Origin of the sequence: Mesorhizobium sp. M8A.F.Ca.ET.021.01.1.1 (genome assembly GCF_003998025.1) — a bacterium.
Taxonomy (GTDB): Bacteria; Pseudomonadota; Alphaproteobacteria; order Rhizobiales; family Rhizobiaceae; genus Mesorhizobium.
The window spans coordinates 1-9,930 of record NZ_RZSJ01000190.1 but is presented as its reverse complement, the minus strand read 5'-3'; the positions used below and the strand labels follow the sequence as shown (position 1 = coordinate 9,930).

Here is a 9,930-nt window from a genome sequence, read left to right as displayed (position 1 = left end):
GTCATCGCATCAACGAAGGGCGGACACTGTTTTACTGTCCTGATCTCTCGCCCATGGATTTCCGAATAGGCTTTCGGAGGCATCTTGCGGAGCCAGTCAGGCAGCACGCCACGCGCGGGAACCGGCCGGGGGAGCATTTCGGCAAGCGCGGGATCACAACGAAAAACGATACGCATCCGGTTGCCCTCGAACGGCACTGCGATGTTGACGGATTGCCAGGGCGCGGTCAACGTATGCGCGCACGACGACTAGCCGCCATTCGCCGCGAGCACGATGGCGGCCTGCAATTCCTCCAGGCCTTCGCCCTTTTCCGATGATGTCGCCAGCACGAACGGGAACGCCGCCGGACGCTTCTTGATCTTTTGCAGCGTCTCCTCGATCAGCCGCGGCACGCCGGCGGCCTTGATCTTGTCGGTCTTGGTCAGCACGATCTGGTAGGATACCGCCGCCTTGTCGAGCAGCGACAGCACCTCGTCGTCCTTGGCCTTGATGCCGTGGCGGGCATCGATCAGCACATAGACCCGCTTCAGCGTGACGCGGCCCTTGAGATAGTCGAAGACCAGCTTGGTCCACTCGTCGACTTTCTCCTTGGGCGCGGTGGCGTAGCCGTAGCCCGGCATGTCGACCAGCGCCATCGGCGGCAGGTCGGTGCCCTCGCCTGAAAATCCGTCCGGCACGAAATAGTTGAGTTCCTGCGTGCGCCCCGGCGTGTTGGAGGTGCGCGCCAGCCCCTTCTGGTTGACCAGGGCGTTGATCAGCGACGACTTGCCGACATTGGAGCGGCCGGCAAAGGCTATCTCCGGCGGCCCTTCCGGCGGCAGGAACTTCATGGCCGGCACGCCGCGGATGAAGATCCATCCGCGCGTGAACAGGTCGGTTTGGATCGCGGTGCTGTTGGGAACGTTCAAGCTGCTGCCTCCAGTAGAGAGATATCGGCGCTCCTGATGGCGTCGAGATTGCGGCCGATCTTGTCCACCGGCCAGTCCCACCATGCCACCGCCAGCAGCCGTCGGATCGTCCTGTCGTCGAAACGCATCTTCACCACTTTCGCGGCGTTGCCGGCAACGATCGCATAGGGCGGCACATCGTGCGTCACCACCGATTTGGCGGCGATGATGGCGCCATGGCCGATTTCCACGCCGGGCAGGATCACGGCCTCCATGCCGATCCAGACATCGTGGCCGACCATCGTGTCGCCGCGCAGTTCCTTCGACCATGTCTGGGGGTCGAAACCCTTTTCCCAGCCATGGCCGAAAATGTTGAACGGATAGGTCGAGAAGCCGGACATGGCGTGATTGGCGCCGTTCATGATGAAGCGCGCGCCCTCGGCGATAGCGCAGAACTTGCCGATGATGAGCTTGTCGCCGATGAAGGGATAGTGATGCAGCACGCATTTTTCGGCGAATTTGTCCGGCCCGTCCGGGTCGTCATAATAGGTGAAGTCGCCGATCTCGATGTTCGGCTCTGTCACCAGAGGCTTCAGGAAGCCGACGCGCGTGTGCATCGGGATCGGGTGCTTGATGCCGGGGTTGGGTCCGTCCATGTCGAAGTCCGTCCAGGAAGTGATAGCCACGCGGATCCGCAATCCGCGCGCCTGGTCAAAATAACGTGATCCGCCCTATAGCACCAATCGGCTGACGAGCGAGCCTTCCTTGCCTGCCACGCTCATTTGTTGCCGCGGCAGATCACGATCGGGTTGGACAGCGCGCTGTCGAAACCACTGCCCTGATAGACCTGAACGTTCGACGCTCCGGGCGGCAGCATGAAGCTGCCTTCGACGACCTTCTGATCTCCCGCCATCGTGTGAAGATCCCAACTAAACGTGCAGAACTGTGGCGGTGCCTTGGGTTCGACATGGCTGCAGTTGAGCTGCGCGCCGCCCAGCATGGCGGCGCCGCCGCAGCTGACCGCATCCTTCGCGGCAGCGGCGCCGGGGCACCCAACGAGAGCCGTGAGAGCCGCGATCCTGATCCAATCCATCGCCAAAATCCTTGCCGGCAAATCCACATCGCCACGCGGCTTTTGCATGCCGTGGCCCATGCGTTTTTTCTTCCCCGGGGCTTAATCGGTCTTGCGCGGGGCGTCCAGCAGGATTATGTGCATGATGATAATAAGCATGCTCACGAAAAGTTGCCACCCGACCCCGACCTCCTCCCATGCCCTCTTCCCGCAATATCAGCTTCGTGCTGCACGACGTCGCGCGCCTGCTTCGCAAGCGGTTCGAGCAGCGGTCACGCGCATCGGGGCTGACCCGCGCCCAATGGCAGGTGCTGGCCTTCCTTTCGCTGCATGAAGGCATCCACCAGAACAAGCTCGCCGACCTCATCGAGATCGTGCCGATCACGCTCGCCCGGCTGCTCGACAAGATGGAGGCGCGCGGCTTCATCGAGCGCCGGCCCGATCCCGTCGACCGCAGGGCATGGCTGCTTTACCTGACACCGCGGGCCCGTCCGCTGCTCGAGATCATGCGCGGCAACGGCCAGAAAACACGAGACGAGGCCTTCGCTGGCCTTTCGTCCGAAACACAGCAGCATCTGCTGCAAACGCTAAGCTTGATCAAATCCAATCTGCTCGCGGCTTGCACCCAGCCAGCCGTCGACCGGGAGAAAGTACATGGCTGAATCGACATCCCCCAAGAAGCCTGCCGGAGACGAAACACCGGCGGGTCGGACCGACCAGATTATCCAGCTCGACAGTGAGCGCGAACAGCGGCGGGCCAGCGCCGTCATCGAAAATGACGAACTGGAAGCGCCCGTCGCCCTGGAGCCGGCGGCGCTGGAGGCTCCGGCCAAGGAGCCGCCGCCACGGCAGGCCCCTGCCGCCGTCGCCCCTCCTGTTCCGGTCAAACCGAAGCGCAGCCTGGCGCGGCCCGTCCTTTTTGCCCTGCTTCCCGTCGCGCTTGTCTTCGGCGGCTATTATTATGTCACCGGCGGTCAGCTGATGACGACCGACAATGCCTATATCCAGGCTCAGTCGCTCGGCGTCTCCACCGACGTCTCCGGCACGGTGCAGGAGATCGACGTGCATGAGAACCAGGCGGTCAAGAAGGGCGACGTGCTGTTTCGCCTGCGGCCGGCCTCCTTCGAGACCGCTCTCGCCGCCGCCCAGGCCCAGCTCGGAACCGTCCGCAACCAGGTGCTGACCCTGGAGGCGAGCTACCAGCAGTCGCTGTCGCAGATCGAGCAGGCGCAGGCCGACATTCCCTATTACGAAGCCGCCTTTCAGCGGCAGCAGGATCTGCTCAAGACCTCCACCGCCTCGAAGGCGTCTTTCGACAGCGCCCAGCACGATCTCGTCGCCGCGCGCCAGAAAGTGTCCGTCGCCAAGGCGCAGGCGCAGGCCACGCTCGCCCAGCTTGGCGGCGACGCCAACCAGCCGGTGGAGAAGAACCCCTTCTACCTCCAGGCCCAGTCGGGCGTCGACGACGCGCAGCGCAACCTCGCCGATTCCGTTGTCAAGGCACCGTTCGACGGCATCGTCACCAATGTCGACGCGCTGCAGGTCGGCAAGTACCTGCCGGCTTCGCAGCCGGCGTTCAGCCTGGTCTCGTCGACCGATCTGTGGATCGCGGCGGAACCGAAGGAAACCGAGCTGACCTATGTGCGTCCCGGGCAGACGGCGACGATCAGCGTCGACACCTATCCCGGTGCCGTCTGGCACGGCAAAGTTGCCTCGATCAGTCCCGCCTCGTCGTCGAGCTTCTCGCTGCTGCCGGCGCAGAACACCACCGGCAACTGGGTCAAGGTCGTGCAGCGCATCCCGATGCGCGTCACCATCGCTGACATCGACGGCAAACCACCGCTGCGCGGCGGCATGAGCGCCGTGGTCGACGTCGACACGGGCCATGCACGCGGCCTGCCGGACTTCGTCACCAATCTCATCGGCCTGTTCGGACAAAAGTCATGACCAGCGCGTCCGCGACAGGTGCCACGCCGGTGGTCGCCAATCGCGGCGCCATCACCGCCTGCGTGATCCTGGCCGTCATCATGCAGGCGCTGGACACGACCATCGCCAATGTCGCGCTGCCCTATATCCAGGGCAGCGTCTCGGCCAGCGCCGACCAGATCAACTGGGTGCTGACCTCCTACATCGTGGCGGCGGCGGTGATGACGCCGCCTTCCGGCTACCTTGCCAACCGCTTCGGCCGCAAGCGCATCCTGTTGACCTCGATCACCGGCTTCGTCGTCGCCTCGGTGCTGTGCGGTTTCGCGCAGTCGCTGCCGCAGATCGTCGGCTTCCGCCTGCTGCAGGGCCTGTTCGGCGCGGCGCTGGTGCCGCTGTCGCAGAGCATCCTGCTCGATATCTACAGTGTGGAAGAGCGCGGCTCCGCCATGGCGCTGTTCGGCGTCTCGGTGATGGTCGGGCCGGTGCTGGGGCCTGTCATCGGCGGCTGGCTGACCGAGAATGTCAGCTGGCGCTGGGTGTTCTACATCAACGTGCCGATCGGCGCGCTGGCCTTCGCCGGCGTGTCGCTGTACGTCCTGGAAACCAAGCTGGATTTCAAGGCGAGGCTGGATTGGCTGGGTTTCGGCATGCTCAGCATCACCATCGCCGCCTTGCAGATGTTTCTCGATCGCGGCGAGCAGCTCAACTGGTTCTCGTCATCCGAGATTATCGTCGAGGCGCTGATCTGCGCGTCGGCCTTCTACATCTTCCTCGTCCACACCTTCACCGCCCGCAACACCTTCGTCAATCCGAGGCTGTTCCTCGACCGGAATTTCGCCGTCGGCATGATCTTCATCTTCATCATCGGCATCACCTATCTCGCCTCGCTGGCGCTGATGACGCCTTACCTGCAGACGCTGATGGGCTATCCCGTGGTGACGGCCGGCATCGTCATGGGGCCGCGCGGGCTTGGCACGATGGCCTGCATGTTCCTGGTCGGCAGGCTGATCGGCAAGGTCGACACGCGCTGGCTGCTGCTCATCGGCCTGCTGATCACCGCCTGGGCGATGTACGACATGACCGGCTGGACGCCTGACGTTTCGCAGTGGACCATCATCTCCACCGGCTTCATCCAAGGTGCGGGCTTGGGCTTCCTGTTCGTGCCGCTGACCACCATCACCTTCGCCACGCTGGCGCCGGAGCGGCGCGCGGAAGGCACCGGCCTCTACAATCTGTCGCGCAACATCGGCTCCAGCGTCGGAATATCGGTGGTCACCGCGCTTCTGACGCAGAATGTGCAGATCAACCACGCCAACATTGCCACCTATGTGACGCCCTTCAACCAGGCGTTCAGCGATCCGGCGATCTTCCAGGCGATGAACCCTTATACCGCCGCCGGCCGCGCCGCGCTCGACGGCGTGGTGACGCTGCAGGCGACTGTTATCAGCTACATGAATGACTTCAAGCTGATGATGATCCTGTCGCTGGCGGCGATCCCGCTGTTGCTCCTGCTGCGCAAGCCGGGGACGCCGGCCAAGGTCGACCACAGCGCCGTCATGGAGTGATGTGGCGGAAGCGGTCGGGCTTCGAACGCCGAGGCAAAGCGCTCTCACCAAAAGAAACCGGGGCCCTGTGAGGGACGACAGGACCCCGGCCTCGCCGATACGGCTTCGCAAGAAACATGGCACCTCGTCATGAGGCGGGGATGGCGGACCGGGAAAGCCCCAACGATCCGCCGACGCCCCCTTTTCGCCGGAAGCCGCTACTTCGGCAACAGAACCTTGTTGACGACGTGAATGACGCCGTTCGACTGGTTGACGTCGGCGATCGTCACCTTCGACTCGCCGCCGGACTCGTCCATGATGTAGAGCTTGCCCTTCTTGACTTCGGCGGTGAGCGTGTCGCCCGAGACGGTCTTCATCTCGTATTTGCCGCCCATCGCCTTGGCCTTCTTCATCATATCGGCGCCCGAAATCTTGCCGGCCACGACATGCGCGGTCAGCACCTTGGTGAGCTTGTCCTTGTTTTCGGGCTTCAGCAGCGTGTCGACCGTGCCGGCCGGCAGCGCCGCGAAGGCTTCGTTGGTCGGGGCAAACACGGTGAACGGGCCGGCGCCCTGCAGCGTCTCGACCAGGCCGGCGGCCTTGACGGCGGCGACCAGCGTCGTGTGGTCCTTCGACTTGACCGCGTTCTCGACGATGGTCTTGGTGGCGTACATCGGCGCGCCGCCGACATTCGGGTTCTTGGCATAGGCCGGCGCGGCAATCGCCATGCCGGCGATGAGGGCTGATAGGGCGATGGTCCTGAATGTGGGCAAGCGCATGTGGTCTTCCTCCGGGTGAGGGCTGATCGGGATTGATAGCCTTTGAAACGCACACGCAGTCACGCCCCGCGCGTGATTGCAGTTTCGCCGATCACGGGATCGTGAAGCGATACCTGGTGCAAACAAAAAGGCCCGGACAAGCCGGGCCTTTTGAGGAGGGAAGGTGCCGGCTATTCGGCCGGCGAAGGTTTCTTGCGGAACAGCGCCACCAGATTGTCCCACAGCTCGATCTTGGCGCCCTGGCGCTTCATGATCACGCCCTGCTGCAGGATCGACAGCGTGTTGTTCCAGGCCCAGTAGATGACCAGACCCGCCGGGAACCCGGCCATCATGAAGGTGAAGATGACGGGCATCCAGGTGAAGATCGCGGCCTGCGTCGGATCCGGCGGCGTCGGGTTCATGCGCATCTGCAGGAACATGGTGACGCCCATGATCAGTGGCCAGACGCCGATCATCAGCATGTGCGGCAGGGTGACCGGAACGAGGCCGAACAGGTTGAACAGCGAGGTCGGATCGGGCGCTGCCAGATCCTGGATCCAGCCGAAGAACGGCGCGTGCCGCATCTCGATTGTGATGTAGAGCACCTTGTAGAGCGAGAAGAAGACCGGGATCTGCAGCGCCACCGGCCAGCAGCCGGCGAGCGGATTGATCTTTTCGGTCTTGTACAGCTCCATCATAGCCTGCTGCTGCTTCATCTTGTCGTCCGCGTATTTCTCGCGAATCTCGAGCATCTTGGGCTGCACCTTCTTCATGTTCGCCATCGACGCGTAGGACTTGTTGGCGAGCGGGAAGAAGATGGCCTTGACGATGACCGTGGTGGCCAGGATCGCCAGGCCGAAATTTCCGAAGAATTTGTAGAGCGTGTCGATGAGCCAGAACATCGGCTTGGTGATGAAATAGAAATATCCCCAGTCGATCACCAAGTTGAACTGGCGAATGTGACGGTCAGTCTCATATGCGTTGATCTTGGCAACTTCCTTGGCCCCAGCGAAGATCTCCGTCTCGACTGTTGCGGATTGGCCGGCGTCGACATTGATTGCATCGGTCAGGAAGTCGGACTGATAGCGATGGCGACCATCCTCGAAAAAGGCATAGCGTGGCTGGAAAGGCTGCTTTTCGGTTGGCACGAGCGTCACGGCCCAGTATTTGTCGGTGATGCCGAGCCAGCCGTCGGTCGACTTGCCCGGGGTGACCTGCTTTTCAGATTCGATCTTGGCGTATTTATATTCGGCCAAGCCCTCGGTGCCGGTGACGCCGATCAAACCTTCATGCAACACGTAGGTACTGGCAACGGCCGGCTTGTCGTATCGCGTGACGCGGCCATAGTTGAACAGCGAAACGGCGCTGCTGCCCGAATTCTGCACCGTGTCCGAAACCGTGAACATGTAGTCGCTATCGACGGAGAAGGTGCGCTTGAAGGTCAGGCCCTTGTCGTTGGTGTAGGTGAGCGTCACCGGCGTCGACGGCGTCAGTGTCGGATTGCCGTCGACCGTCCACGCCGTTTCCGCGCCCGGCACCGTTCCGGTCTTGTCGTTGCCGACGAAGCCGATCTCGGCGAAATAGCCGGTGGGCAGCGCCTGCGGGTTGAGCAGTTCGATCTCGGGCGAATTCTTGTCGACGGTCTCGGTGTAGTGCTTGAGCTTGAGGTCGTCGAGCCGCGCGCCGGTCAGATTGATCGAGCCCTCGAGGCTCGGCGTGTCGATCTTGACGCGCCTGGAAGCCGCCAGCGCCTGGTCGCGGCCGGCCGCGGTAACGATGTCACCGCCGGGGGCGTTGGGAATGGCACCCGGGGCCGTGGTGCCCGGCGCCGGCGTCGATGCGCCCGGATTGGCGGTATCGGCCGCCTTCTTCTGGTCCTCGACGCGCTGCTGCTCGATGCGAGCCGCCTCGCGTTGCTGCTCGCTGCGCGGCAGGACATAAAAATACTGCCACAGCGCCAGGATCAGCACCGACAGGGCGATGGTGATGAAGAAGTTCCGGTTGTTTTCCATCGAGAGCCCTTGGCCTATCGTGTTCCGCGAATCCGGCGGGAGAGTTCGGCCTTCAACTGGCCGAAGGGGGCGCGCAGCGCATCATCGCGCCCGACGATGACATAATCATTGCCGGGCACCATGTCATCTGCGGCATGGACGCGGACGGCCTCTTTCAGCCGCCGCCTGACGCGGTTGCGCACAACAGCGTTGCCGACCTTCTTGGTAACGGTGTAGCCGACGCGCGGCACCCCGCCGTCGCCGCGGTCGAGGACCTCGACGAGGAAAAACCGTCCGCGTCGCTTTTCACCACGACGGACGGCCAGGAATTCCGCGCGTTTCAGAAGCCGCTTGGGATTTTGCCCCACTGGCTTGCCGGTTGCGGGCAACGATCTCGTCTCGCTTAGGCGCTGAGCCGCTTGCGGCCGCGGTTGCGGCGAGCTGCGACGACGCCACGGCCACCCTTGGTGGCCATGCGAGCACGGAAGCCGTGCCGGCGTTTGCGGACGAGTTTGGACGGTTGGTAGGTACGCTTCATTTGTTTTAATACCGCGGGGTGCGGCCCTTCTTGATTCTGTCACTTTGTAACAGGAGCTTTGCCGGGCCGGTTTTGGCGCGATCGAAACCGCGCCGGGACGAATGGCCCGAGCGTGAGCGGGCTTATAGAAAGAAGGGTTTTGGAAGTCAATCCGGCGTCGGCGCGCTAAAGACGCACCTCTTTTGGAGCATCTATTTTTCCGACCAAGGGAGAAATTGGCAAAAAAGCCGTAATCGCCTAATCTTGGCTGATCAAGTGATTGTGAAGATCGAGTCGCATGAGCGAAGCCAGCCAAGCAGGGGAAGGGACCGGAACGGCATCAGCCGCCGTCCGCACGGTACCCCTGTCGCGCGGTTTGTCGACGAAGCTGCTGCTGCTCACCATCGTTTTCGTGCTGCTGGCCGAAGTGCTGATCTTCCTGCCCTGGATCGCCAGCTATAGGTTGAGCTGGCTCAAGGAGAGGCTGAGCACGGCCGCCGCCGTGTCGATCGTGCTGGTGCAGGGCGAGTCGACCTCGCTGTCGCGCACGGCCCAGAACGACGTGCTGATGGCCATCGGCGCCAAGGCGATCGCGGTGCGCGACGGCGGTGTCTCGCGGCTTCTGGTGGTGGCCGACATGCCGCCACAGGTCGACGAACACATCGATCTCGCCAGCGTCGGCATGGTCAAGGGCATGACCGGCGCGCTGGACACGCTGTTTTTCGGCGGCGACAGGATGCTGCGGGTTTTTGGACCGGTCGGCGACAGCGACAAGGAGTTCGAGCTGATCATGCCGGACTACTCCCTGCGCAAGGCCATGCTCATCTATTCGCGCAACGTCGCCTTCGTCTCGCTCCTGATCTCGCTGTTCACGGCCATGCTGGTTTATGCCGCGATCGACCTGATCATGATCGGCCCGATCCGCACCATGACGCGTTCGATGCTGTCCTTTTCCCAGGCCCCTGACGATCCTGGGCGGATCATTCACCCCGCCGATCGCGCCGACGAGATCGGCGTGGCCGAACGCGAACTGTCGCAGATGCAGGAGCGGCTGCAAAAGATGCTGGCCGAGCAGAAGCATCTGGCCGACCTCGGCCTCGCCGTATCGAAGATCAATCACGATATGCGCAACATTCTGGCCTCGGCCCAGCTGCTGTCGGACCGCCTGCGCCAGGTCAAGGATCCGACCGTGCAGGCCTTCGCGCCGAAACTGGTGCGCGCGCTCGACCGCGCCG

10 protein-coding genes and 2 pseudogenes are annotated in these 9,930 nt (G+C 63.0%); 4 read left to right on the top strand and 8 right to left on the bottom strand.

What is annotated here, in order from left to right:
- The 4 genes and pseudogenes from EOA36_RS37760 to EOA36_RS16620 all read right to left on the bottom strand — a co-directional run.
- A pseudogene (locus EOA36_RS37760) lies at positions 1–230 on the bottom strand (hypothetical protein); the annotation flags it as partial.
- Between the two features lie 18 nt (positions 231–248).
- Entirely contained in the window at positions 249–908 is a 660-nt protein-coding gene (gene yihA, locus EOA36_RS16630) for a ribosome biogenesis GTP-binding protein YihA/YsxC (protein WP_127278556.1), read from the bottom strand.
- On the bottom strand, positions 905–1,543 hold the full coding sequence (locus tag EOA36_RS16625) for a CatB-related O-acetyltransferase (RefSeq protein ID WP_189553248.1): 639 nt from the start codon (positions 1,541–1,543) through the stop codon (positions 905–907). The genes yihA and EOA36_RS16625 overlap by 4 nt, the downstream gene beginning before the upstream one ends.
- 122 nt (positions 1,544–1,665) lie before the next feature.
- Positions 1,666–2,040, bottom strand: coding sequence for a hypothetical protein (locus EOA36_RS16620; protein WP_245464381.1), 375 nt, complete (start codon positions 2,038–2,040; stop codon positions 1,666–1,668).
- Positions 2,041–2,156: 116 nt separating this feature from the next.
- Between EOA36_RS16620 and EOA36_RS16615 the strand changes: the two genes are divergently transcribed.
- Genes EOA36_RS16615 through EOA36_RS16605 form a run of 3 tightly spaced genes read left to right on the top strand, consistent with a single transcriptional unit; the run spans position 2,157 to position 5,450 of the window.
- Positions 2,157–2,621: a MarR family transcriptional regulator gene (locus tag EOA36_RS16615; protein ID WP_127278555.1), complete on the top strand. Its 465-nt coding sequence runs from the start codon at positions 2,157–2,159 to the stop codon at positions 2,619–2,621.
- Positions 2,614–3,906 carry an HlyD family secretion protein gene (locus EOA36_RS16610; protein WP_127278554.1) on the top strand — a complete coding sequence of 431 codons (1,293 nt, stop codon included), beginning with the start codon at positions 2,614–2,616 and terminating at the stop codon, positions 3,904–3,906. Before EOA36_RS16615 ends, EOA36_RS16610 begins: the two co-directional genes overlap by 8 nt.
- The gene (locus tag EOA36_RS16605; RefSeq protein WP_127278553.1) at positions 3,903–5,450 is read left to right on the top strand and encodes a DHA2 family efflux MFS transporter permease subunit; all 1,548 of its coding nucleotides are present in this window, start codon (positions 3,903–3,905) and stop codon (positions 5,448–5,450) included. The genes EOA36_RS16610 and EOA36_RS16605 overlap by 4 nt, the downstream gene beginning before the upstream one ends.
- Positions 5,451–5,647: 197 nt before the next feature.
- Here the strand turns inward: EOA36_RS16605 and EOA36_RS16600 are convergent, their stop codons facing one another.
- From EOA36_RS16600 to rpmH, 4 genes are all read right to left on the bottom strand, one after another.
- Positions 5,648–6,208, bottom strand: coding sequence for a fasciclin domain-containing protein (locus EOA36_RS16600; protein WP_127278552.1), 561 nt, complete (start codon positions 6,206–6,208; stop codon positions 5,648–5,650).
- Positions 6,209–6,378: 170 nt separating this feature from the next.
- On the bottom strand, positions 6,379–8,199 hold the full coding sequence (yidC, locus tag EOA36_RS16595) for a membrane protein insertase YidC (protein WP_127278551.1): 1,821 nt from the start codon (positions 8,197–8,199) through the stop codon (positions 6,379–6,381).
- A gap of 14 nt (positions 8,200–8,213) precedes the next feature.
- Positions 8,214–8,567: a ribonuclease P protein component gene (rnpA, locus tag EOA36_RS16590; RefSeq protein WP_127278550.1), complete on the bottom strand. Its 354-nt coding sequence runs from the start codon at positions 8,565–8,567 to the stop codon at positions 8,214–8,216.
- A 14-nt stretch (positions 8,568–8,581) separates the two neighbouring features.
- Entirely contained in the window at positions 8,582–8,716 is a 135-nt protein-coding gene (gene rpmH / locus EOA36_RS16585) for a 50S ribosomal protein L34 (protein ID WP_008833937.1), read from the bottom strand.
- A 277-nt stretch (positions 8,717–8,993) separates the two neighbouring features.
- Here rpmH and EOA36_RS16580 point away from each other — a divergent pair.
- Positions 8,994–9,930 (top strand): annotated as a pseudogene (locus EOA36_RS16580) (HAMP domain-containing histidine kinase); the annotation flags it as partial.

What these genes read in the sequence shown, in the direction of transcription:
- EOA36_RS16625 (WP_189553248.1), bottom strand. Translation starts at nt 1,543, where the DNA reads ATGGACGGACCCAACCCCGGCATCAAGCACCCGATCCCGATGCACACG.
- EOA36_RS16620 (WP_245464381.1), bottom strand. Translation starts at nt 2,040, where the DNA reads ATGGGCCACGGCATGCAAAAGCCGCGTGGCGATGTGGATTTGCCGGCA.
- EOA36_RS16615 (WP_127278555.1), top strand. Translation starts at nt 2,157, where the DNA reads ATGCCCTCTTCCCGCAATATCAGCTTCGTGCTGCACGACGTCGCGCGC.
- EOA36_RS16610 (WP_127278554.1), top strand. Translation starts at nt 2,614, where the DNA reads ATGGCTGAATCGACATCCCCCAAGAAGCCTGCCGGAGACGAAACACCG.
- EOA36_RS16605 (WP_127278553.1), top strand. Translation starts at nt 3,903, where the DNA reads ATGACCAGCGCGTCCGCGACAGGTGCCACGCCGGTGGTCGCCAATCGC.
- EOA36_RS16600 (WP_127278552.1), bottom strand. Translation starts at nt 6,208, where the DNA reads ATGCGCTTGCCCACATTCAGGACCATCGCCCTATCAGCCCTCATCGCC.
- yidC (WP_127278551.1), bottom strand. Translation starts at nt 8,199, where the DNA reads ATGGAAAACAACCGGAACTTCTTCATCACCATCGCCCTGTCGGTGCTG.
- rpmH (WP_008833937.1), bottom strand. Translation starts at nt 8,716, where the DNA reads ATGAAGCGTACCTACCAACCGTCCAAACTCGTCCGCAAACGCCGGCAC.